General features: G+C 63.6%; 17 protein-coding genes and 1 pseudogene. All 18 read left to right on the plus strand.

Annotated features, from left to right (window positions below):
• Positions 1-267: pseudogene (locus AC629_RS19235) on the plus strand (MotA/TolQ/ExbB proton channel family protein); the annotation flags it as partial.
• A 5-nt stretch (positions 268-272) separates the two neighbouring features.
• Positions 273-677 carry an ExbD/TolR family protein gene (locus tag AC629_RS19240; RefSeq protein WP_084806603.1) on the plus strand — a complete coding sequence of 135 codons (405 nt, stop codon included), beginning with the start codon at positions 273-275 and terminating at the stop codon, positions 675-677.
• 9 nt (positions 678-686) lie between these two features.
• Positions 687-1175, plus strand: coding sequence for a hypothetical protein (locus AC629_RS19245; protein ID WP_245331917.1), 489 nt, complete (start codon positions 687-689; stop codon positions 1173-1175).
• On the plus strand, positions 1172-1912 hold the full coding sequence (locus tag AC629_RS19250; RefSeq protein ID WP_084806604.1) for an energy transducer TonB: 741 nt from the start codon (positions 1172-1174) through the stop codon (positions 1910-1912). Before AC629_RS19245 ends, AC629_RS19250 begins: the two co-directional genes overlap by 4 nt.
• 45 nt (positions 1913-1957) lie before the next feature.
• Positions 1958-3835: a putative porin gene (locus AC629_RS19255; protein ID WP_084806605.1), complete on the plus strand. Its 1878-nt coding sequence runs from the start codon at positions 1958-1960 to the stop codon at positions 3833-3835.
• A gap of 2 nt (positions 3836-3837) precedes the next feature.
• On the plus strand, positions 3838-4440 hold the full coding sequence (locus AC629_RS19260; protein ID WP_084806606.1) for a hypothetical protein: 603 nt from the start codon (positions 3838-3840) through the stop codon (positions 4438-4440).
• Positions 4437-4952, plus strand: coding sequence for a SurA N-terminal domain-containing protein (locus AC629_RS50190; RefSeq protein WP_349531126.1), 516 nt, complete (start codon positions 4437-4439; stop codon positions 4950-4952). Before AC629_RS19260 ends, AC629_RS50190 begins: the two co-directional genes overlap by 4 nt.
• Positions 4918-5484, plus strand: coding sequence for a peptidylprolyl isomerase (locus tag AC629_RS50195; protein WP_349531127.1), 567 nt, complete (start codon positions 4918-4920; stop codon positions 5482-5484). Before AC629_RS50190 ends, AC629_RS50195 begins: the two co-directional genes overlap by 35 nt.
• Positions 5485-5840: 356 nt before the next feature.
• Positions 5841-6338 carry a hypothetical protein gene (locus tag AC629_RS19270; RefSeq protein ID WP_084806607.1) on the plus strand — a complete coding sequence of 166 codons (498 nt, stop codon included), beginning with the start codon at positions 5841-5843 and terminating at the stop codon, positions 6336-6338.
• 37 nt (positions 6339-6375) lie between these two features.
• Positions 6376-6909: a YbjN domain-containing protein gene (locus AC629_RS19275; RefSeq protein WP_084806608.1), complete on the plus strand. Its 534-nt coding sequence runs from the start codon at positions 6376-6378 to the stop codon at positions 6907-6909.
• A 122-nt stretch (positions 6910-7031) separates the two neighbouring features.
• A complete protein-coding gene (locus AC629_RS19280; protein ID WP_084806609.1) occupies positions 7032-16874 on the plus strand; it encodes a two-partner secretion domain-containing protein in 9843 nt (3280 codons plus the stop codon).
• Positions 16810-19185 carry a filamentous hemagglutinin family protein gene (locus AC629_RS19285; protein WP_084806610.1) on the plus strand — a complete coding sequence of 792 codons (2376 nt, stop codon included), beginning with the start codon at positions 16810-16812 and terminating at the stop codon, positions 19183-19185. The genes AC629_RS19280 and AC629_RS19285 overlap by 65 nt, the downstream gene beginning before the upstream one ends.
• Positions 19186-19246: 61 nt before the next feature.
• Positions 19247-19651: a hypothetical protein gene (locus tag AC629_RS19290; RefSeq protein WP_143199258.1), complete on the plus strand. Its 405-nt coding sequence runs from the start codon at positions 19247-19249 to the stop codon at positions 19649-19651.
• Between the two features lie 145 nt (positions 19652-19796).
• Complete coding sequence (locus AC629_RS50610; RefSeq protein WP_502693029.1) at positions 19797-20861, plus strand: lytic transglycosylase domain-containing protein; 1065 nt, start codon at positions 19797-19799, stop codon at positions 20859-20861.
• A gap of 282 nt (positions 20862-21143) precedes the next feature.
• Positions 21144-21794, plus strand: coding sequence for an STN domain-containing protein (locus AC629_RS19305; RefSeq protein WP_245331918.1), 651 nt, complete (start codon positions 21144-21146; stop codon positions 21792-21794).
• Between the two features lie 47 nt (positions 21795-21841).
• Positions 21842-22435: an energy transducer TonB gene (locus AC629_RS19310; RefSeq protein WP_143199260.1), complete on the plus strand. Its 594-nt coding sequence runs from the start codon at positions 21842-21844 to the stop codon at positions 22433-22435.
• Positions 22436-22613: 178 nt separating this feature from the next.
• The gene (locus tag AC629_RS19315; RefSeq protein ID WP_084806615.1) at positions 22614-23156 is read left to right on the plus strand and encodes an RNA polymerase sigma factor; all 543 of its coding nucleotides are present in this window, start codon (positions 22614-22616) and stop codon (positions 23154-23156) included.
• 353 nt (positions 23157-23509) lie between these two features.
• Positions 23510-24493: a FecR family protein gene (locus tag AC629_RS19320; RefSeq protein ID WP_084806634.1), complete on the plus strand. Its 984-nt coding sequence runs from the start codon at positions 23510-23512 to the stop codon at positions 24491-24493.
• Positions 24494-24498: the final 5 nt, after the last annotated feature.

Below are 24498 nucleotides of genomic sequence, written 5' to 3' on the forward strand. Positions count from 1 at the left end.
GCGTCATGATCACCTTCGCGGCGATCGCAGTCGGGCGATGTCAACGTCAACGCGATCGCGCCCGGTATCGCGGCGGCGCTGGTCGCGACCGTCGCCGGTCTCGGCGTCGCGATCCCGGCGCTGTTCGGCTACAACTACCTGATCTCGAAGATCAAGGATCTGAGCTCCGACATCCAGGTCTTCGTCGACGAGTTCGTGACGAAGATGGCGGAGTTCTACTCCGCGGATCGTCCCGATCCGATCGATCATCGCATGGCCGCGGAGTAACGGCGATGCAAATCCAGAGCGACTCCAAGCCGTACGACGACATCAACATCACCCCGATGTTGGACCTCGCCTACGTGCTGCTCGTGATTTTCATCATCATGACCACGGCGACGGTGCAGGGCCAGAAGGTCAACCTGCCGAAGGCCTCCGCCGCGCCGTCGCTGGCGACCCAGACCACCAAGGCCATCACCGTCGCCAACGACGGCAAGATCTTTCTCGACACCATCCCGGTGAGTTTGCCCGAGCTCGAACAGCGCCTGGTGCAACAGAAGGCGCTGACGCCGGAGTTCCCGGTGGTGCTGCGCGGTGACGCACAGGCGCAATACCAGAGCGTGATGGACGTGCTCGACCTGTTGGGGCGCATCGGCCTCAACCAGGTCGGTCTCGCCACCAAGCCGCTCGTGAAGTGACGCGGTCTGATGCCGATGCAAACGCCTGTCCCTCACACGCCCGTGTCCGGCAAGAGCGCCTATGAACGGGTTCTCGATGCGTTGCTGCGAACGCTCGTCCGGCTGCGGCTGGTCGACCCGGTAGTCAAAGACGTTGCGCCCGTCTTCGCGACTGGACGCAATCGCGAAGGCGCCGTCGTCCTGCCGTTCCCGGTCCGGGGTGAAGCGCTGCTGGTCAATCTCGCGAGCGCGCTCCGTGAACGCGTCAGGTTCGCGGAGACGGTGGATGATCCGTTGCTGGCAACGATATCGCGGGGCCGCAGGCCGCGGCTGTCGCTCGATCGTGACGCCTATGTCGAGTTCAACACTGAGGATGCGACCTTTCATCTGAAGATTGATGCTTCGCCCGCCCTGAAGCTGACGCTGGAGACGAGAGAGTTCGCCACTTTGGTGGAATTCGTCGCCCAATATTGCATCGAGCGGCAGGGCGATCGCCGGCAGGTCGAGGACGCGTCATGAGCGAGCCGAGGGACGTTGGGTATCCGCCGGGCGAGCTGGCGGCGAGGATAGGTCTACGTTCGCGCTTCCGCAGCTCCTATCTGCGCTATGGCGCCGCGGTTGCCGTGATCGCCTTGCTGTTCGGCGGGGCGGGCTACCTCTTGATCGGCCACGACGATCTGCCGCCGCCGCGGCAGGTGCGTGAGCTCACGATCGTCAACATCACGCCGCCACCACCGCCACCTCCCCCGCCACAAAAGCTGCCCGAGCAGAAGATGATCGAGCAGCCGAAGATGGCCGAGCCGGAGTTCAAGGAAGACGAGCCGCTCGACCAGCCGAAGGACGAGCCAAAGGACGCCAAGAACGACGAGCCGCCGGGACCGCTGTCGCTCGATGCCCAGGCGACGGGGCCGGGGGATCTCTTCAACCTCGGCGGCAAGCCAGGGGGCAGCCCGTATGGCGGCGGTGGCGGCGGTGGCAGCCGCTGGGGCTGGTACGCCTCGATCGTGCAATCGCAAATCGAGACGGCGCTGCGCGCTAACGGCCGAACCCGCAACGCGGCGATGCAGGTGCAGGTGCGGTTGTGGGTCGACGCCACGGGCCGGGTGGGCCGGGTTCAGGTCTCCTCGACGGGCGATCCTGAGCTTGATGCCGTCATTCGCAACGAGGTGCTCGGCAGCCTGGTGCTGCGCGAGCCGCCGCCGAAAGACATGCCGATGCCGATGGTTGCGCGCGTCACCGCGCGTCGGCCGAGCTGAGGCGATTTTCACCACAGACATGATGCGTAAGAGGACTGGGGACTGATGTTCGATATCAATTCATCTACACGCCGGCGCACACTGCCGCTCGCGGTTTCGCTGTGCGCGCTGCTTTGCGTGGCCCCGGCGCTTGGCCAAACTGCCGCCGATCAGGAGAGCGCACCGGCGAAGAAGGGCGATGGGAAGAAGCCTGCCATCTCGCAGGCCAAACCGACCTCGCCGAATACGACCGTCAATCTCCTGAACCTGATGGTCAAGCGGAAGCTCCTCAGCGAGGACGAAGCGCAATCCCTGATCAAGCAGGCCGAGGACGAGGCCTATGTCTCGCGGCAGGCCGCCAAGGACGCCACCGCCAAGGCTGATGAGGCCGCCAAGGCCGCCACGGCGGCAACCGCGGCGGCCAATCCTCCCGGCACCAAGCACGTCACCTATGTGCCGGAAATCGTCAAACGGCAGTTACGCGATGAGATTAAGCGTGAGGTGATGGCCAAGGCCGAGAAAGAGAATTGGGCGTCCCCGGGCCTCTACCCCGAATGGGCGCAGCGCATCCATTTCTACGGCGATTTGCGCGCGCGTTATCAAGGGAGCTTCTTTCCGACCGGGAACGATCCCGCCGGCACCACGAACTTCAATGCCATCAATACTGGCTCGCCGTTTGACAATTGTCTGTCCCCGGGGTGCAATCCCTATTGGCCGCCGACTTACGACACCGCCCAAAACCGCAACCAGTTCCGCTTCCGGGCCCGGCTCGGCATGGATGCGGACCTGACCAACGGCTTCACCGCGGGGTTGCGTATCGCGACCGGCGAGAACAATTCGCCGGTCTCAACCAACCAGACCTTCGGCTATAACGGCGGCAACTTCTCCAAATACGCGCTGTGGCTCGACCGCGCCTTCCTGAAATATTCGCCATTCGATGATCTGGCCGTTTCGGTCGGCCGCTTCGACAACCCGTTCTGGTCGCCGGCCGATCTTTTCTGGTACCGCGACCTCGGCTTCGATGGTGTCGCCGTACAGGCCAAGCACGAGGTCGCCAAAGGTCTGACGCCCTTCGCCGTGGCCGGCGCGTTTCCGATCTACAACACCGATTTCAACGCCGGCATCAATCTCGGCTCGGCCGGTGCGAGCGTCGGCGACCCAAACGCCGGCCTGCCATATAAATTCGCGAGCAAAAACAGGTGGCTGTTCGGCGGACAGGCCGGGGTTGGCTACCAGTTCGACCCGCAATCCAGCCTGCGTCTTGCAGTGGCGTACTACGACTTCACCAATGTCCAGGGCCAGCTGTCCAGTCCTTGCACGGTACGCAATGCATCGGATGTTTGCGACACCGACATCATGCGTCCCCTGTTCGCGCAGAAGGGCAACACCTACCGGGAGCTGCGCAACATCATCCCCGACACCTTCAACAATTTCGGCGCCATCAACCAGTTCCAGTATTTTGGCCTGGCTAGCGCGTTCCGGCCGGTCGTCGCCAGCGCCCAGCTCGATCTCGGGTACTTCCATCCGGCGCACATCGTGCTCGACGGCGAGTACGTCTGGAACAGCGCGTTCGATCGCAATTTTATCAGCCAGGTTGCCGTCAACAACTTCGGACCGGGCGTCGGCAACACGCCTGGCGTTTACGACGGCGGCAACATGGGCTGGCTCACCCGCGTCACTGTCGGCGATCGCGAGATCAAGCGTCTGTGGGACTGGAACGTCCACGTTGGCTACAAATATCTGGAATCGGACGCGACCATCGATGCCTTCGCCGATTCCGACTTCGGGCTCGGCGGCACCAACCTCAAGGGCTATTTCCTCGGCGGCAATCTCGGCCTCAGCGAGAACGTCTGGGCGTCCTTGCGCTGGATGAGCGCCACCAACATCTCCGGGTCCCCATACGCCGTCGACGTCCTGCAAGTCGACCTCAACGCGAAGTTCTGATCATGAAGACACGGATAGTCTGTCTGACCCTGCTTGCCTCGGTCTCATCAACGATGCTGTCCCAGGCCGCGCTTGCCGACACGGAGGCCGATCGCCTGCGCGAGGCGTTGCGCAGTTCTACCGCTCAATTGCGTCAGCTCGAGGATGAACGCACCGCACTCCAGGCCAAGATCGCCGATTTCGATCGTGAGAAGGCGGCAGCCAAGGCACAGGTCGATGCGGCAAAGGCCGAGGTGCGGCTGGTTCGCAAGGAGCAGCGCGAGGCGGTTGAGGAATTCAACAAGCGTCTCGGCGAACGCGACGAGACGCTTGAAAAATGGAAAACCGCCTACGAGGAGGCTGCCACCGTCGCCCGCACCAAGGATGCCGAACGCGCAAAATTCGAGGGCGAGGCCACCGCGTACAAGGCGAGCACCAAGGGCTGCGTCGCCAAGAACGGTCAGCTGCTCAAGGCCGGCCGCGAGCTATTGCATCGCTACCAGGAGGTCACCATCGGCGACACTATCGTCGCCCATGAGCCGGCTCTCGGTTTGCGCCGCGTCGAATTCCAGAACACCATTCAGGACACCCGTGACAAGATCCTCGATCAGAAGGTGACACCATGAACAGGACGGTCATCATCAAGGTCGGGAAACCGGCATCCATTGTCGCGGCAGCAGTCACGCTGTTCTGCCTGCCGGCCGAAGGTATGGCCCAGACCGCGCCCGCGGCGCCGCGTCCGGCGCAGGCTGCATCCATCAAGCCGAAGCCGGCGCAGCCGCTGTCCGCTCAGGCCGCAGTGCCACCGGCGGCACAAGGCGCGTCTTCCGCAAAGACCGGCAGCAGCGATGTGATTGCGCGCGTCGGCGATGCCAGTCTGTCGGCCGATGATATCCGTGGCTATATCGCGGCTCTCGGTCCACGCGAACAGGCGGCGCTCACCCAGGATCCGGCGCTGCTAAGCCAAACGGTCCGCACGTTGCTCGCCAACCGGCTTGTTCTGCAAGAAGTGCGGGCCAAAAAAATGGGATCAGCAGCCGGGCGTGGCGGCCCAGCTCGAGCGGGTGCGGGAGAGCGCCCTGGTCGAGATCTACTTGCAAGCGGTGTCAACGCCGCCCGCCAACTATCCGAGCGATGACGGGTTGCAGGCGGTCTATGATGCCAACCGTACCGCCATGGTGATGCCGCGACAATTCCAGCTCGCGCAGATCTTCGTCGCGAGCCCGAAGGACACTGCGGACAAGGTGGTTGAGGACAGGGCTCGCAAGAGCCTTGACGAAATTCAACGCAAGCTGAAGGCGCCGGGGGCGGACTTTGCCGCGATCGCCGGCGAAACTGGCGCCAAGAATGGCGGCGACCTCGGCTGGATCGCAGAAGGCCAGATCCGCCCAGAAATCCGTTCCCAGGTCATGGGACTGACCAAGGGTGCCATCTCCGAGCCCATCTGGCTCGATGACGGCTGGCACATCCTCAAGCTGATCGACACCAAGGCGTCCTATACACGCACACTTCCCGAGGTGCGCGATCAGCTGGTCCAGCAGATGCGATCCGAACGTGCGGCCGTGCTGCGGCGCGCCTATCTGGCGGAGCTGCTCAAGCAAAATCCACCGGTCGTCAACGAGCTTGCCTTGTCGTCGCTGCTCGGTGGGCAGGTCGGGGCTGCAAGGTAGCTTCCCGATGCCGATCGCTCCGTTCAATCCGCCGTTGGCGCCCGAGCCCCTGCTGACCGCCGACCACGTGCGCGCCGTGCTCGACGCGTGTGGTTACCGGAGCACCACGGTTCGCCTCAGTGGCGCACGGGTTCTCCCTGCTGGATGCAGGATGTCGGTGCAGCTCGGCGACCTGATCGCAACAAGCGCCGATGGGGCTACATGCCTGACCGTCCGCTGCAGCATTGTGATCAACGGCGGCGACGAATCCGTGAGCGGTGTCAGCTCCTGGCGGATCCGCAAGGTGTTTCCCGTGCTCCTCGAGGCCGTTCGGCTGAACATCGCGATCGAAGCGGACTTGCTGCTGGGGGGGCGGAGTGCTTATCGAAGAGCTGCTGTCGCACAGCGAGGAGATCCACCATCATCTGCGCCTGCTGATCGGGGATATGCGCGCCACGCTGCAGGACCTGCCGATCCATGACGAGCCCGATCAGGATATCGACGCACCCGTGCTGCGGATCGATGCCAGGTTCGCCGGCGATCTCGCAGCCGGCCGCTGCGGGATCGTCGGCTCCCAGGCGGCGGGCGGGCGCAAGCGCTCTGCCGTCATGCCTCGCGTGGCCCGCCGTCATCTGCATCTCACCACCGCCGCCTGCAATTGTCTTGCAAACGATGTCGTCGCCGAGCTGGCGCGAACAATCCACGGCGTCAGCCCGGAGCGGTCGACTCAATGCGGGGCGGCCCAGGCTGCGGTCATCGCGCAAAGCTTAACATGGCCGTCTCATTCAGTCGTTGCGGCGCGCACGCAGTCGATGGGGCCCGGCAGCGATGCTGCCACCCCGCCCGTCGAATCGCTTCAATCATCAACCCACTGACTTATTCGTCTCACACACATTTTCTCAGGAGCCCGCTATGTCCGACACCACGATCACCCACCTCACCCTCGACAACCTCCGCGAGATCATCCAACTTTCCGGGTACCGGACTGAAACGGTAACTGACCCGGTCACCAATACGACCTATCTGCGCTCGGCGACCAACGGTCTCGCGTTCGATATCCGGCCGGGCAACCGACTCTCCGGCGCCGATCAGGGATTCCTCGATGTCGCATTCCTGGCCGTCCTCCAGGTGCAGGGCGAATTGCCGCTCGATCTCGTGAACCGCTGGAATGCGACCCGCCGCTTCGCGCGCCTGCAGCTCAGCCATCCGTTCCTGGTGCTCTCGCTCGATCTCTCCGTCGCCGGCGGCGTCGCGCCGAACCACCTGCGCGCCCAGATCGAGATCTGGGATCACCTCGTGCAGCAGCTCATCGCGTATCTGCGCGAGGAACTGCCCAAGGCCCCCGCGGCCAACGGCAAGAACCTGCCCATCGCACCAGCCGCAGCGCACCACGCTGACCCGGAGCTGGGTCCCTCCGGGCCAACCGCACCCGTCACAGTCCAGTAATTCGCATCGTTCCGCCGACATGACCTCCAAAGCCGTATCCGATCGCCTGGCGTCTCCGCCAGGCGCCGCTCACAAACAGACCTGATCGCGACCACGTCCGCAATTCGCCCAGAGGAAAATCCATGTCGGTCCGCAAGAATTCGTCCCGTGCCCGCCGTTTGTATCGCGATGTCAAGACTGGTGCGCAGGTCAGACCTTGCGTGAGACCAACCATCGCCACACGCCGCACGTTGCTTGCCGGAACAAGCCTGCTGGCGTTGGTGCTGGGAATGCCGAGTGCGCATGCCATCTCGGTCGGGTCCGGCACGAGTGCGACCACCGGTGCCACGACGATCGCATCGGATGCAGCCCGGGCTGCCGCGCAGCAGGCGCAGGAGGCGGCGCAGAAGGCCCAGCAGTCGCTGTCGCGCGCCACCCAGGCGCTGCAATCGATGCAGGCGGTTCAGGCGGCCGCACGCGCGGCCGCACAGGCGCGCCAGACCTCGACGATGCTGCCGGGCGTGGCCGTGCCAAATGGACTGACTCCGGGCGGCCTGGTGCCGAATCCGGTTGCCGGCTGGAGCGGAGCGAATGCGCCGACCCAGGCGGTCGGTGCCAACGGGCAGACCAACGTCAACATTCAGCAAACCGCGCCGCAGGCGATCCTGAACTGGCAGACCTTCAACGTCGGCGCAAAGACCACGGTCAACTTCAATCAGCAGGCGAGCAGCTGGACCGCGCTGAACCGTGTCACCGGCAATCTCGGTCCCAGTCAGATCCTCGGCAACATCAACGCCATCGGCCAGGTGTTGGTGATCAACCAGAATGGCATCATCTTCGGCGGCGGTAGCCAGATCAATGTCGGCTCGCTGATCGCGTCGACCGCAAACATCACCGACAACCAATTCCTCACCAACGGCATTTATTCGACACAGAGCGGCAGCAACTATCTGCCGAGCTTCACTGGGGCAGGGGGCAAGATCGTCGTCGAGAACGGCGCGCTGATCAACACCAATGCGCCGGCCTCGGTCACGTCGAGCGGCGGCTTCGTGCTGATGATGGGGACCGAGGTCGACAACGCCGGCTCCATCACCACGCCCAAGGGCCAGGCGATGCTGGCGGCCGGCGACGATTTTATCCTCCGGACTGGTTTTGCCACCACCGGCAACGTGAATTCCACCACGCGTGGCAACGAGATCGCGCCTGTGCTGCATAGCGGCAGCAGCAGCGGCACCGTCAACAATACCGGCCTGATCTTCGCCCAGCACGGCGACATCACGCTCGCCGGTCATGCCATCACGCAGGACGGCATCCTGCTGTCGACCACATCGGTCGACCAGCGCGGCACCATCCATCTGCTCAACTCGGCCAGCGATGTCACCGGCAGCGTTACCTTGACGGGGAACAGCGTTGCCGCGATCCTGCCGGAGACACCTGAAGCGGCGGCGCTGCTCGCAGGCATCGATCCGAATACGACCGCGCAGAACTCGAAACGGAATGGTTTGATCGCGTCGGCGGGGGTTAATGCCCTTGCGACCGGCCGGTTCGACAATCTCTCGACGCTGGCCGACCGACCCGACCAGTCGCGCATCGAGATCGTCACCGGCGGCCTCGTCGACTTCCAAACCGGCTCGCTGACCATGGCCCAGGGGGGGCAGGTCGCGGTCAGCGCCGGCCAGCGCGTCTTCGCCGAGGCCGGCGCAAGCATCGACGTGTCCGGGGTGCAGAACGTTCCGCTGGCGATGTCGTCGAATGAATTCGAGGTCAACATCCAGGGCAATGAGCTGCGCGATTCGCCTGCCAACCGCGACAGCAGCAAGCTCTTCAACAGCAATGTCTGGATCGACGCTCGCAATCTGATCCTGGTGCCGGCCGGCACCGGCGGTTACGCCACCGACCGTTATTACACCCCTGGCGGTCTGCTCGAGGTCTCGGGCTATCTCAACACTACCGGCCACACGATCGGCGAGTGGACCGCGGTCGGCGGCACGATCACACTCTCAGCGCCGCAGGTCGTCGCGCAACAGGGCTCGATCTTCAATGTCTCCGGTGGTTCATTGCAGTATCAGGGCGGCTACCTCGCCCAGAGCGCTTTGCTTGGTAGCGATGGACGCACCTACAGTGTCGACAATGCCCCCGGCTACCTGACCTATGTGGCCGCGGTCGATGGCTTCGTCGTCAATCACGAACGCGCCGGAGTCGTCGAGATCTACACCCATCGCCTCGGCGGCAACAAGAACGCCCGGTGGGAGGACGGCTACACCGTCGGGCGTGATGCCGGCAAGCTGATCCTCTCCACGCCAACATCCATCTTCGAGGGCAATATCGTCGCCGACGTCGTCACCGGCACGCGGCAGACCAGCGCCCGTCCATCCAACGTCACGGATGGCTACAAGCTGACCCAGAACATCGCGCCACTCGCCGGCACACTCGCGCTCGGACAGTACGACCGTTATGGCCTGGCCGGCGGCTACAACACCGACGTGAAGTTCGGATCGGTCGCATCGATCACCAACGGCCTCACGGCAACCGGCGTGCTGCCGTCCGACCGCGTCAATACCGCCTGGTTCAATGCCGCGTCGGTCGACAGCTTCAACCTCGGCGGCCTCAACGTCGTAACCAGCAACAAGATCGCCGTCGAGGCACCGCTGCAGTTCGCGCCCGGTGCGCAGGTCAAGCTGGTCGCGCCGACCGTCAACGTCGGGGCCGATATTGTCGCGCATTCCGGCAGCGTTACCATCAGCAACATCACGGCTGGCACGACCGGGACGATTGTGCTGACGATTGCAGCCGGCGGCGCGCAACTGACGCTGGCGTCGGGTGCGACGATCGACACCAGCGGCTTGTGGGTCAACGCCATGACCGATCCGGACAGTGCCGCAAATCTGGCCTTCCTCAATGGCGGCAGCGTCACCTTCGATTCGACGCAGAACGTGACGCTTGCGGCCGGCAGCACCATCGACGTTTCCTCAGGTGGCGCCATTCTTGCCAATGGCAAGACCCTGGGTGGCAAGGGCGGCAACGTCACCATCAATGCCGGTCACACGCAGCAGAACGCCGGAACGCCGGGTGTTGGAACGCTCGTGCTCGACGGCGCTATTCGCGCCTGGGGCGTCACCGGTGGCGGCACGCTGACGATCTCCACGCCCGGCAACATCCTGATCGGCGACAATGCTGAGCTCGCTGGCGGTGTGTTGCCTGCCGGTACGCCGGCGCCAGCTGCAGTGAAGTTGAAGCAGGCCATGACCATTCCGGCGGGACAGCCGCTGCCGGCTCCGTTGACGCTGACCTTTACCACAATGGTTTTCGATACGCCGCTACTCGCTGACGTAACACTGAGCAACACATTGCCCAGCGGACCGACCGGCGCTGATTGGCAGGTTCCGACCGGACTGTTGGTTTGGACCGACAGCGGCTGCTATGGCGGATGGCCCTGTGGGTCGTCCATTGTGCCTGCCGGTTCGATCATCACCAGCTGGGCGGGAGGTGGAAAAATCCCCGCCGGGACCATCGTTCCCTCAAACGTCTTTCCAAACGGTCTTCCGGTTAATCCCTACCAGGTCACCTACGCAGCCGGAACAATTCAGCCCACGCCGATGACCTACCCGGTCGGCAGCATTATTCCGGCCGGCGCGGTGATACCGCAAACCGTGGCCATCGAACCTGCACCCGCGCTCCAGTACTCGTTCTTCACGGCCGGATTCTCGAACTATGACATCAATGGCGGGCTGGGAGTTGTGGTTGCCAACAACACTGTGGTTGCGGCCGCGATGCCGGTCTACCGCTTCACGGCGGATAGCTATGCGATGCCGGCCGGCAGCGCTCCATCGTCGGCGATGGCGCTGTGGACGCCGCCGCTGTTCACTGAAGATCCGCTCAAGGCTACGCTCACCCAGCGGGGCGGGGTCAGCGTTGCGCTACACTCGTTTATCAGGTCCGGGACTGGTCCGATCGCAAGCGGCGGCGCCATTGTCGTTGGCGATGGCGCCTCGATCAGTGTTGATCCGGGCCAGAGCATCACCCTCGATGCCTTCGGTCAGATCAGCGTGTTCGGCAACCTCACCGCGCACGGCGGTAGCATCAAGCTGGTCAATGATGCCGATGGATCTTCAACTGACGCTGCTCGTAACTTCGACGCACAGGGCAATGGTCGCGGCGTCTCGATCTGGGTCGATGCCGCTGCCAAGCTCGATGTCTCGGGTCTGGCCTACCGGGCGTCCGACGCGGCCGGGCATGCTTTCGGGCAGGCGACCGACGGCGGCAACATCACCATCAACGGCGGCGGCGCCTTCGTGATCATTCGTCCGGGCGCCGAACTCAATGCCGATGGCACGCAGGTCGCGATCGATTTCGCGGCGGGACACGCAAACGCCGGCAGTCAACCGCAGACGATCGCCACCAATGGCGGCTCTGTCACGCTGTCCTCGCAGAGCGGGCTTTACCTAGACGGCAATCTGCACGCGGTAGCCGGCGGTGTCGGCGCTTCGGGCGGCAGCTTGTCGATCGCGCTCACCACGCCGTTCTTCGACACGCTGTCCTTCCCCAATAGCGTGCCGCCGACTGGTCCAATCGTGCCGAGTGTGATGACGGTGGTGCAGGGACGCCCGGATTCGCCGCTGCCGGCAGATAGCGCGCCGGGCACCAACGCCGCATCGCTCATGTTCGGGCAGACCACGGTCAGCGCCGACATGGTCAAGGCCGGCGGGTTCGACAGCCTCACCCTGAATTCCGGCGACTACATGCAGTTCTCCGGCAATGTGTCGCTGGCGATGGGACGCAGCCTGACGCTGACCGCGGCGGCCTTCACGTCGGGAGCTCCCGTCGTTGGACCGATCGATAGCTCGATGCCGGCCACGACCGGCAACGTGAGAGTGTCGGCCCCATACATCCTGTTCACCGAACCGACAGCCAATGTTCCGGACGGGACTGTCAGCGGGAGCATCCGCAATCCCGGCGGCGCGGCGTTGCCGACATCGGCCACCTTCGAGGCTCACGCAAATCAGATCGATATCCAGGGTCTCGTCGAATTCTCGGCGCGGGCGCCGAACAACATGTATGCGCCAGGGTTCCTGACGACGCTGTTCAGCCAGGGCGACATCCGCTTCCTGTCGATGACCGGAGTTGAGAAGACCCAGTTTGCGACCAGCGGGAATCTGAATCTTCTCGCCGCGCAGATCTATCCAGCAACCAACACCAGCGCCGTCGTGACCGCGGGCAGTGGCAATTCCGACCCGACCACGACGCTGACCATCGGACGCACCACCGACACTATTCCGGACGCACCGTTCTCGGTCTTCGGCCAGCTCGCATTCCAGGCGCCGGTGATCGAGCAGGGCGGCATCGTCCGTGCGCCACTCGGCGTCCTGACCTTCGGCCAAGGCTGGCCCGTGTTCACGCCGCATGTCGATCTGCTGGCCGGCAGCCTGACCTCCGTCTCTATGGCGGGCCTGACCATCCCCTATGGCGGTACGATCGACGGCGTCACCTACAGCTATAACGGCACCAGCATCCGGGCGATCGACCTGACCAATTTCACCGGCAATGGGCCGCAAACGGGCATCCTCCTGGACGGGCAGTCGATCAACGTTGCGAGCGGCGCGGTCCTGGACATGTCGGGCGGCGGCACGCTCGCCGGCGCGGGCTTCGTCTCCGGACGCGGCGGATCTGTGAACGTGATCAACACGCCACTCGTCAATGCCAATCCCGCGACCCCTCTCAGCAAGACCAACGACAAGGTTTACGCTATCGTACCCGGCTATGCGTCGGGTTATGCGCCAGTCGCGCCTGAGAACGGCGCCGGCGATCCTGTGATTGGCCAGCAGATCACCATACCTGCCGGCGTCCCGGGGCTACCGGCGGGGACATATACACTGCTGCCATCCAACTATGCGTTGCTGCCCGGCGGATACCGCGTGGAGGTTGGGGGCAGCACGACGATGCCGATCGGCAACCCGACCACAATCGGCAACGGTACCTATGCCGCCTCCGTCTATACCGGCATCGCCAACACCGCGATCAAGGGCAGCCTCCCGGTGACGGCGCTGATTACTGCGGGTACGTCTGTTCGCAAGTATTCGCAGTTCAATGAGCAGAGCTACAGCGACTTCCTGGTTGCGAAGGTGACGCAGTTCGGCGGCGTGCGCCCGCTGCTGCCGAGCGACGGCAAGGCTCTGGAAATACAGTTCGAGACCCCGGACCCGACTACAATTGGCTCCGCACTATCGTTCAACGGAACGGCCCTGTTTCAGGGCGCGCAGGGTGGTAACGCCGGTCAGGTTGCGCTGATGAATGTCGGCGAGATTTATTCCGACGTGCCGACGGCTGGATTCACCGATGTCTCGGTCCGTGCCGCCGACATCGACGCACTCAAGGCGTCGCGTCTGCTGGTCAACGGAACCGTTGGCATCTTGAATGGCACGCTGGTCTTCAATCAGGCCTACAGGCCCAGCGGATATAATCTCTTCATCCGCGATGGCGTGTCCCTTTCGGCCGGCGAGATGTTCTTCATCGGCAACAACATCACCGTCGGCAACAACGTGACGCTGAACACCGTCGGGCGGGGCACAGTCCCGTTCGATTCCGCATCCACCGGGATGAGCTATGCGGCTAGCAGCTACACCGTGCTGGCGCTGTCCAACGGTGACGTCAACTTCCTGCCGTCGAATATTGGCAGCGGCACCATTGATATCGGCGCCGGCTCGTCGCTCTATTCCGAAGGGACGCTGGCGTTCGTCACCAACGGCGCCTCTACGATTGATCCAACAGCCCATTTTGGGTCGAGCAACATCGCACTAGCGGTCGGCACCATCAATATCGGCGATGCCGCCACCATCGCGGCGGCCGGCGCACCCGCCGGCTTGCTGTTCAACCAGACGCTGCTCAACACGCTTCTCAACGGCGACCCGCTGCACGGCGCGCCAGCGCTGAAGACCATCACGCTCGGCGCCGCGAACTCCATCAACCTGTTCGGCAGCGCCGGTCTCGATGCCACCGGTAGCGGTGTCGATCTGGTGCTGAACACCTCGGCGATCTACGGCTACGGCGCGGCCGGCGATCAGGCCACCATCGCTGCCAACAAGATCACGTGGAACGGCGTCAGCGGCGCCACGCCGCCGGCCATCGCCGCAGGCGGCCCGGGCACTGGCGCCGGTACATTAAATCTCGTAGCGGACGAGATTGACTTCGGCCGTTTCGCCTCGCTCGACACGTCGACGGCGAACCGCGTGATTTATGGCTTCAACAACGTCAACATGATTGGCAGCTCGAAGATCGTGTCGGCCGGCAACAGCAAACTGTTTGTCTATCAGTCACCGAGCTCCGATCCTGCCGCGGTGTTCGGCCAGAGCGGGATGGGCGGCAATCTGACGCTGTCAACGCCGCTTTTGACCGGCGCGCAGAAGTCGATCATAGCCTATGCCGCAGGCGGTACGCTCAATGTCGTCGCGCTCGCAGGCGTCGTGCCGAGCGCAGCGAAGACCACGGTGTCGGGTGCCGAGATCGATCTTTCCGGCGACAGCGTTGCCATCGGCACCGCCATCCTGCTGCCGAGCGGCAAGTTCGTGGTCAACGCCACCAACGACATCCGTCTGAACGACGGCAGCCGCATCGATCTGTCGGGCCAGCCGTCCATGATCCAGAAGGCGACCGTCTACGGCTTCGGCGGTACGGCGATCTTCAACAGCTTGCAGGGCAGCCTGACGCAGGCGGCCGGCTCGACGATCGACGTCTTCGCCACAAAGGCCAACGCCGGATCGATCAGCATCAACGCCGGCAACGGACTAGTCACGCTCGGCGGCGCGCTCAACGGCGCGGCGACGGGTGGTTACGCGAGCGGCGACTTCAGCGTCGTCACCGGTGCGCTCTCCAGTGCCGATTTCGCGACGCTCAACGCGCTGCTGACCCAGGGCGGCTTCTTCGAAGCGCGTGCCTTCGACATCCGGAATGGCGATCTTGTCATCGGCAACGGAGTCAAGGCTCACAACGTCACAATCGCCGCCGACAACGGCAGCCTGACCGTCAACGGCACCATCGATGCGTCCGGCGCAGCGCCCGGCACCATCCGGCTCTCTGCCGGCAACGGGCTGACGCTCGCCTCGACCGGCACGCTCGATGTTCATGGCACGGTGCTTCAGGTCGACAGCTACGGACTGCCGGTCGAGGCCAAGAACCGGGGCCATATCGAACTGACCGCCGCGGGTGGCGTGCTCACGCTGTCGCCCGGCGCGACCATGAATCTCACCACGCCGAACGGCGTCGCATACGGCGACGTCGTGCTGAACGCGCAGCGCACCGGCGAGACCTCAGGCGACGTCGCCATCGACGCCGGAGGTCCGCTCAACATCAACGGCGCCTACAGCATCGCACTCAACGCCTTCTGGACCTATGACCTGCCGGGCGGCAGCACCATTACCCAGACGACGCTCGACGGCTATGATGCTGCGAGCACGGCCTTCATCAACGCCGCGCTCGGCAATGGCGGATTGGCGACGCGCGTTGCTGGCCTGTCGGCCTACGGCAGCGCGTACCACCTGCGCCCCGGCGTCCAAATCACGTCGAGCGGCGACTTGTCCACCTTGGGCGACATCGACCTCGCCAAGTATCGCTACGGCGCGGGCGCGGATCGAGATCCGAACTCAGTGACCTACGGTGCCGGCGAGCCAATGGCTCTCGTGATCCGCGCCGGCGGCAACGTGACCGTCAAGGGAAGCATTTCCGACGGCTTCAAGTCGTCGCCGGGCATACCGCCGACCTATAATCTGGTCGATATCACGACCAGCCCGCTCTTTCGCACCTTCAGTGGCAGCGCTTGGGGGCTCCCCAACGATGGCCGCTATTCGACGGGGAACGTCACCCTCACGGCGGACTGGACGATTCCGAACGATGCCTTCTACCAGGCCTGGGATCAAAACTGGGGTGCATTCTATGACCTTGCTGGTAACAACTATGCCCCGGGAAGCACGATCCCGGCGGGCACAACATTGGATGGTTCGTGGTGGCCGGCGTTCGAGAATGGAATCACCTGGCCGAGTCTCGGAACGGTGACGAGCCCAGGCGTTCCCGCCGCAGCGGCGACGTCGGCGGTAGCGGCAATGCTTGCGCGGGGTTCATTGTCGGCGTCCATCCGGCTCGTGAGCGGCGCAGATCTTGCGGCCGCTGATCAGCGGGCGCTGCAAACGACGCAAGCGCTCAACGGGCGCGGCAACCTGACGCTGAACGATCCGACCTATAATTCATCGCTGAACGGCACATTCTTCAGCGTACTCCGCACCGGCACCGGCAGTCTCGACCTGCTGGCAGGCGGGAGCTTCAGCGAGGCCACGCCGTACGGAGTCTATACCGCGGGCACGCAATCGGCAGCGATCCCGGTGGCTAACGGCAGCAATCCGTATGATCTGGTCGGCATCACCGGTGGCGGCAACTCGCACGCCTGGTACCCGGAACATGGCGGCGATCTCCTGCTCACCGCGCAACAGGACATCACCGGAAATATTCAGATTGCCGACAACAACACCCGCTACGTCGACTCCGATCTCACAGCTAACTGGTTCCGCCAGCAAGGGGGCGGCTCCTCTGCCGATCCGGCCGCGTGGTGGATTAACTTCGGTTCGTTCGCGAAGACTTATTCCTGGAGCAACACCCAACAACTCATCGGCTTCCAGGGCATCGGTACGCTCGGCGGCGGCAACCTGACCGTGATCGCGGGCGGCAATGCAGGCGTGACAGGCAACGGATCGACCGGCCTCGATTTGGCGGTCGCCTCGACTGGACGCGTTCTGCCAAATGGCACGCTGGTGGAAACCGGCGGTGGCGATCTTGTTGTGAAGATCAGCGGCGGACTGAATCCTCTGGCAGCGACCACACCTTTCGGCCCGGTGTCGGACTTTTTTTGGCTCGATCAGCGACCTGCGTGGCGACATCACCGTGAGTGCCGGATCGGTCGGCGCGCTGGCCCAGAACAACTGGGGATCCTATCTCGTTTCGTATGATCCGCGCGCCACGGATCCGAACGTCTACAAGCGCTCGCTCAAGACACCAGGTCCGCTCTTCATCCCAGGTGACGGCAGCGTCAGCATCGTCACGCGTGGCGACCTGGTGCTTGGCGGCGCACGCGATGCGGGCATGGCGGCAGCGGTCGATCTGAACGGCATTGCCTATACGGTGCGGAATGCGGACGGCAGCACGACGCTCAAGAGCGGCGGACAGTCGAACTTCACGTTGTGGACGCCAACGACGGCGATCAACCTTTACGCTGCGGGCGGTGATGCGGCTGTGTTGAACGGGATCGTCTCCAACGGCGCCGGTCTTTTCCCGGGGACGCTGATCGTAGCGGCCGCCAACGGCGATATTCGTTTTGCCGAACCTGGATTCGGCGGAAGCCTTCCGGCGATCGAACTGGTGCCGTCACCGCTCGGCCAGCTTGAACTGCTGGCGGCCGGCTCGATCTACGGGACGGGCCAGGTGGTGGCGATGTCCGGCGCGGACATGAGCACGCTGGCGACGCCGCTCAATCCCGTCTTCAGCACGGGCACCGGCGGCGCTGGTGACAGCAACGCCTGGGCGAACGCCGCCTTCCGGGATAATTCACTCAATCCAATTGCTTTCGGCGAGGACCTGCCCATCTCCAACCTGCATGCAGGCGATAGCCAGCCAGCCTTGGTCTATGCTGGCATCGACATCACCGATCTTACCCTGGGACAGACACAGACAAAGACTAAGAGTTTCTTCTCGGGTTTCGTTCCGACCCACAGCAACTGGTATATCGCCGCCAAGCCGTTCGAGGTGATCGCCGGACGCGATATCGCGGGCACCGGCCCGACGCCGAGCGTGTTCCTCAACACCGGGCCGAACGACATCTCTTCGATAACGGCCGGTCGCGATATCTTCGACCAATCGGTCACTATTCTCGGTCCCGGCCTGCTTCAGGTGCAGGCCGGCCGCAACCTGTACCAGGGCTATTACGGTTCACTGGTCAGCGCGGGTGATATTGTCAATCCGGCCAACAGCGCTGGCGGTGCGGGCATTGTCACGATGGCTGCTGTCGGCGCCAACGGTCCTGACTACACTGGTTTCGCCAAGCTGTATTTCGACGTTGCCAACCAGCTTCCGGGTGACGGCACGCCACTCGCCGGCAGCGGCAAGGTCGCAAAGGCCTACGCCGACGAATTGTACGATTGGTTGCGTCAGCGGTTCTCGCCGAGCCGGAACTATTCATTCAAGGGCCAGTCCTATGTCTTCACCGGCTCGAAGGCTGATGCGTACGCCTTCTTCCTGACGTTGCCGACGGAGCAGCAGGGCGTGTTCGTTCGGCAAGTCTACTACACGGAGTTGAAGGAGGGCGGCCGCGAGTACAACAACAAGAGCAGCAGTCGTTACGGTAGCTATTTGCGCGGCCGGCAGGCAATCGCCACGCTGTTCCCGGATCGGGATGCGCAAGGCAATCCGGTGACGTATTCGGGCAAGATCACCATGTTCAGCAGCGTCACGGGCTCCAATACAATCAATGGGGTCACCGTCCCGGTAACCACCGACGCCGGCATCAATACTCAGTTCGGCGGTGACATCCAGATCCTCAATCCGGGAGGGCAGACGACCATTGGCGTCGAGGGCGTGACACCGGGCGCCGGCGCGGGTCTGATCACGCAGGGACTGGGCGACATCGACGTCTACTCGCTCGGCAGCGTGCTGCTCGGCCAGAGCCGCATCATGACGACGTTCGGCGGCAACATCCTGGTGTGGTCGGCGGAAGGTGACATCAACGCCGGCCGCGGCTCGAAGACGACGACGATCTTCACGCCGCCCAAGCGCGCCTACGACAATTACGGCAACGTCTCGCTGTCGCCGACCGTGCCGTCGGCCGGTGCCGGCATTGCGACGCTTAATCCGATTCCGCAGGTGCCGCCGGGCGATATCGATCTGTACGCGCCTATCGGCACGATCGATGCCGGTGAGGCGGGTATCCGCCACTCCGGCAACGTCAGTCTCGCGGCGCTGCAGATCGTCAACTCCGCCAACATCACGGGGCAGGGAACAGTGACGGGTGTCCCGACGGTGCAGGGGCCGCCGGTGGCGGCGCTTGCAACGGCTTCCAACGCCACCGCAGCCACGCAGCAGTCGGGCCTGCCAAGTCAGCCCGGTAACAGCGGCCAAGCCTCTATCATGATTGTCGAGATTGTCGGCTACGGGGGCGGATCGCAGGCCGATGATGCAAATCTCCCCAGAACTGACAACAACGCACTGGGCCCGACCGATCTTAACAGGCGGGACGAAGACGAAAAACGTCGGCGTGGTGGACAGTAAGATGGGCCAACATACTTTCCTTAGGCATATCTTGCGTTCGCTCGGAGCGGCGAGCGGATTGATGACCGCGTCCGCCGTGTTCGGCGCGGTGGCACAAGAGGCGGATTACCGGTCGGCCGCTTCGGCCCCCTCATCGTGGCAGAGTTTTGCCGGGGGGCTGCAAGGCCGTTTGCAGCAGCGTCTGGCGGGCAACGATGCCGACGCGCGCGCTTTTCAGGACTACATGAGAAAGTACGAGCCCGGATCGAGCGCATCGCCGATGAAGTTCGTGGCTCGGATATGGATCCTGCCTGACGGCCGGATTGAGCGTCTCGAGTTCGATGGGCTCGAGGACAAGGAGATCGCGGTTCACCTTCGCGCGCTGCTGACCCGGGACAATGTCGGCGCGCCGCCGGAGGACATGCTCCAGCCCTTGAGGCTGCGACTCTCGCTTCGGCCCAACGAACGGCCGGCAGGAGACAAGTGAGATGATGCGGCCGCAAATTGCCCTCGCTGCGATCGCACTTGGGCACGTGATCCTCTTGCCCCCTGCATTGGCCGAACAGCCGGCGTCCTCGGCTTCATCCGAGACGCACCTTGCTGCAGCGGCGTCTCCCGAGCAAACGAGCGACATGCCGCCGGATGGTAGGTCGAGCGTTGGATACGAGAAAAACGACCAGGCCGCGAAAGCCGGTTCGCCTTTGCTGCGCATCCTCGACAGCCATGCGACCTATCGGACACTCATCGAGAAGGAGGCCAAGCGCGAGGGGCTCGCCCCTGAGATCGCCGAGGCGGTGATGGCGGTGGAGAGTGGCTACAATCCGGCCGCGATCGGCGGTGTCGGCGAGATCGGCCTCATGCAGATTTTGCCGTCGACCGCTCGCATGCTCGGCTTTGCCGGAACGAATAGCGATCTCGCCGTGCCCGAAAACAATATCCGTTATGGCGTCACCTATCTGGCACGAGCGTGGCGACTGGCAGGCGGGGATCTCTGCACCGCCGTGATGAAATATCGCGCCGGCCACGGCGAGACGCGGTTCTCGTACCGCTCGGTTGATTATTGTGTTGCGGTGCGCAGCAAGCTCTTCGCGCGCGGGTTCAGGGTGACGGGCAACGTACCTGTTGCGACCTTCGGTGAGCCGGGAGGGGGGGGGCTCGGGCGCAGTGGGGTGCCGGAGACGGTGTATCGGCTCCTCCGGCATCGGCCGCGTCAATCTCGCAGCGCTCAACACGCAGCTCAGCACGCTCGTCATGCAGGTCAAGGCAGGACGATGATTGCTTCAAGACATTCCACGCCGGTCATCCCAGCCGCGTTGTTTTTGATCCTGATCAGCGGGACCTTGGCACACGCCCAGGAAGGGGTGCCGACCCTCTTGCCTGAGGTCATAGTCAAGCCCCCGTCGCGGCCGCTGGGACCAGCAGATGCCAATCAGGGCGCAGGAGGCAGTGCGGCGACGAATGCCAAGAAAGACGATGGCAAAGCGTTCGAGAAGTTGAACCGCGAGTTCAAGCGGAAGGTCGACGAAGTCAATCCGATCACCAATACCCCGCCACTCGATGCGCGCTCGCCGGATACCAGGATCGGCGTCGTCAACGTCCCGGGCGTGCAGCAGCAATACGGCAAGAATTTTGGTCACTCCGCATTTCCCTATCGCCCCGCGCCCTCAGTCTACACACCTCCGCTCGGACACCATTAGGACCGAACCGATTGAACCATCCGACGAGGTCCCAAATCGTGGGACGGAAATCCGTCATAAAATCGCTATATGAAAGGATCGGACCACCGATAGCCTCCCCTGCGGTCCGGGTGGGGGTGCGGCAGAAACTTCACGATACGCCATGAGCGAACTGACCGAATGCTAGCGCCAGACTCCCGACTGGTCATGCGCAGACCCATCGCAACCCGGCCGAGCCGCGCGACCGCCCTCAGGCCAGTGGTAGCAGCGATGCTGGGGGCGACAGCGGTTGCGTTCATCTGCATGGCGAGCGCGGCCGAACCCGAGTCCTCGCCCAGATCCCAGCCGATCGCCTTCGATATTCCCGCGCAGTCGCTCGTCAGCGCCCTGCATGCTTACGGCCGCCGCGTAGGTGTTCAGGTGCTCTACGACAGCCGTTCGGCCGCCGGACGCCAATCGGTTGCTGTCCAGGGCCGCATGACGCCGGACGACGCCTTGAAGCGCCTTCTTGGCAATACCGATCTTGTGGTGCGTCACGCCAGCCGGGAGGCCATCACGCTGGTGGCACCCGCGCCGCTCGAAAAGCAGGAGCTGCCTCCGGTCGATGCGTTGAGCGATGCGGATCTGTCCCTTGGCGAGTTGCGCGTGCGCGCAACTGCCAGGCCGAACGATCTGGAACGATTTGCCGATTATAGCGAGACTGTCCGTAACGAAATCCAGTACGCGCTCTTGAAGAATCCCCGCAGCGCCACAGGGAACTATCGCGCGGTTCTGGATCTGTGGATTGATCCCTCGCGTACCGTCCGCAAGGCAGCCTTGCTGCATTCGACTGGCGACGATGCGCGAGATAGCGCCATCACAACCACGCTGCAGGGCCTGACTATCAGCAGGCCGACACCGGCCGATGCGCCGCAGCCAATCCGCGCCGTAGTCGCAGTGAGCACATCGAAGTGAGATCACTCATCACAGACGATACGCCCGGCGCCTCGCCGACCGCCACGATGCTGCGATTGATGCTGCTTCCGGCGATCGTCGGCATTCTTTTCGTGGGTGGAGTCTATTGGCTGAGGCTTGACCTCAACGCAGCGGGCGGCACGCCCGAGCAGGCCAGGCTGGTTGAGGTTCATCTCCTGCCGCGGCCAGACCCGCTATCGATCCCGGTCAATCAGGCACCGCAGTCGGAAGCGGTTGCGCCGCCGAGCAAGGCTAACGGACCGACTGAAACGCCTGCCGCCATCTCCAACCAGGCGCTTGCCGCGCTCCCGGCCGAGGAGGCGGCGGCGTCTGAGCCGCCCATGCCAAGTGCGGGCTTCAAAGCCACGTCTGATCCGGTGCCGAGTTCTGCCAAGGTCACGTTCAGGACCGAGCTGCTGCGACATATCACGCGCTTCCAGCGCTACCCGCGAGCTGCCGAGCGCCAGCATATGCAAGGCACCGTCCGGACCGAATTCTTGATGGACCGGGAAGGCAAAGTGATCAGCGTCTGGGTCAGGACCAGTTCCGGGCAGCCAATCCTCGATCATGCGGCGATCGATACTATTCGCCGCGCCCAGCCCCTGCCGCCGATTCCCCCCAGCTCTGCCGGCTTCCCTTAAGGTCGAGGTAGCGCTGGGGTTCGACCCCTGAACGGGGCAAGAGCGAGTCTCAATTGCGACAACTCGGCCCTCGCCGACATCAGTCTTTCCGCGGTCATAAATCTGCAATTCGTGACCTTTAACAGCTAGTTGGCCTCGCTTGTGCATGGATCGAGGTGGTGTGTAAGGGGCCGCAAAGGTGGCGGAGTCCAATCCGGTAAAACTGCGGCGGCAACTCGTCGAAAATTACGACTCCCTCATCAGGCACCTTTCGCGACGTTTGGGGTCTTCCGAGTTCGCCTATGAGGCGCTGCACGAGGCCTTCCTGCGGCTGGGGCGCGTTCCTGACGCGACCGAGGTGCAGCAGCCCGCTGATTATATTTTCCGAGCTGCCATTAACATCGCCAAAAACCGCCACAAGGCGGGAAGCTACCGGGTCCCGCCGTCGGAGATCGATGCGGAGCTCAGTGTTCCCGACGAAGCGCCAAGTCCGGCGCAAATCGCCGAAGAGAGGTCCGATTTCGAGGCGTTCGAGCGGGCGCTCATGGAGCTGCCTGAGCGCTGTCGCCTCGTCGTGCGCATGATTTCGCTGGAAGGCAAAAGCGCCCAGGAGACGGCCGATCATCTCGGGATCAGCGTTCGCACCCTCACCAGCGATTATCGGCAAGCGTTGGAGCATTGTGCCAAAAGCATCGGGCGCCCGCTGGTTAGCCGCCTGGGCCGTCCGCGCACGCGGGGCTGAGCACGGCCTGATGTGATCGCGCGTCTTGAGGCCGACCAGGCTTAACCTCCCTCCGACCAGTAATTTTCCAGGAACCAATCGCCTTTCGGCATTTTTTGTTGCGTTATTATGCTCTGTCAGTTGTCTATTGAACGGGAACCGCAGCCTTCCATGCGACCGGAGGGTGCGGCGAGGAGACAGTGGTGCCCGCGGGGGCCATCAAGGAGAATCATGACGCAGGCCGCTAAAGGCTTGAGATATTGTTCGGCACCCGTTGCAACCGCCCGGTGCGCCGAGAAATCATTTATCCGCAGCAAAGCACCTTCGCCCGCAAGGCACACGGCGGCGGCTTGCGCGGCAAACGAGCGACCGCTGTGACTCTTTCACCTGAACCGCCCGAGTCAGATCCTCTTCTCGACGAGGCGATCGCATGGATCGTCCACCTCAGGACCGGTGAACCGACCCGCGACGAATTTAACGCGTTCAAGCGATGGCGCAGCCAGAGCCCGGCCCATGAGGCCGCATTCAGGCGCGCCGCCCTGATCAATCAGCGAGCCGGGATCGTTGCCGGTCGGCTCACCGCGCCAGGCAACGTCTCTCATGTTGCCGACTTGGCAGTTCGCCGCAGCCGGATCAGCCGTCGTGCAATGCTCGGAGGCGGCCTCGCGGCAGCCGCTGCCGCAGGCTTTGCAATCGTGCAGCCGCCCCTCGGCCTTTGGCCGTCATGGCAAGAACTCGCCGCCGACTATCGAACCGCAAAGGGTGAGCAGCGCACAATCGAAGTCATGCCCGAAGTCTCGCTCGACCTCAATACCCAGACCAGCATCGCGCTGAAGTCGCGCCAGAATCAGCCGACTATCGAGCTCGTGTCGGGCGAAGTCGTCGTCAACGCGCGCCGTTCGCCGCAGGGCCCGCTGATCGTGCTTGCGGCCGGCGGGCAGGTCATGGCACGCGAAGCGCACTTCGATGCCAGGTGCCTGGATGGCGAGGTCGCCGTGACCTGTCTGGGCGGGACGATCGATGTCCAGCATACCGGCCAATCGGCACAGGTCAGCCAAGGCGAGCAGATCTCCTATTCTTCGGCTGGACTTGGGACCCGCGTCTCCGTCGACCCCGCACAAGTCACGGCTTGGCAGTCAGGACTTCTGATATTCCGCGATCGTCCGCTCGCCAGCGTGGTCGACGAGGTCAATCGATACCGTCCGGGCAAGATCGTCATCGTCAGTGCAGCTTTGCGCCAGCGAGCCGTTAACGGCGACTTCGAGATCGCCAAGCTCGACAGCTTCGTCAGCCAGGTTCAACAGCTCACCGACGCCCACGTCACTTCGCTGCCCGGCGGATTGATCATCTTGAGCTGATGTCT

The sequence above is a fragment of the Bradyrhizobium sp. NAS80.1 genome (assembly GCF_001908205.1).
Classification (GTDB): Bacteria; Pseudomonadota; Alphaproteobacteria; order Rhizobiales; family Xanthobacteraceae; genus Bradyrhizobium.

Coding starts and splice junctions, on each gene's coding strand:
- AC629_RS19240 (WP_084806603.1), top strand. CDS start 273: ATGCAAATCCAGAGCGACTCCAAGCCGTACGACGACATCAACATCACC.
- AC629_RS19245 (WP_245331917.1), top strand. CDS start 687: ATGCCGATGCAAACGCCTGTCCCTCACACGCCCGTGTCCGGCAAGAGC.
- AC629_RS19250 (WP_084806604.1), top strand. CDS start 1,172: ATGAGCGAGCCGAGGGACGTTGGGTATCCGCCGGGCGAGCTGGCGGCG.
- AC629_RS19255 (WP_084806605.1), top strand. CDS start 1,958: ATGTTCGATATCAATTCATCTACACGCCGGCGCACACTGCCGCTCGCG.
- AC629_RS19260 (WP_084806606.1), top strand. CDS start 3,838: ATGAAGACACGGATAGTCTGTCTGACCCTGCTTGCCTCGGTCTCATCA.
- AC629_RS50190 (WP_349531126.1), top strand. CDS start 4,437: ATGAACAGGACGGTCATCATCAAGGTCGGGAAACCGGCATCCATTGTC.
- AC629_RS19275 (WP_084806608.1), top strand. CDS start 6,376: ATGTCCGACACCACGATCACCCACCTCACCCTCGACAACCTCCGCGAG.
- AC629_RS19280 (WP_084806609.1), top strand. CDS start 7,032: ATGTCGGTCCGCAAGAATTCGTCCCGTGCCCGCCGTTTGTATCGCGAT.
- AC629_RS19290 (WP_143199258.1), top strand. CDS start 19,247: ATGACCGCGTCCGCCGTGTTCGGCGCGGTGGCACAAGAGGCGGATTAC.
- AC629_RS50610 (WP_502693029.1), top strand. CDS start 19,797: ATGCCGCCGGATGGTAGGTCGAGCGTTGGATACGAGAAAAACGACCAG.
- AC629_RS19305 (WP_245331918.1), top strand. CDS start 21,144: ATGGCGAGCGCGGCCGAACCCGAGTCCTCGCCCAGATCCCAGCCGATC.
- AC629_RS19310 (WP_143199260.1), top strand. CDS start 21,842: ATGCTGCGATTGATGCTGCTTCCGGCGATCGTCGGCATTCTTTTCGTG.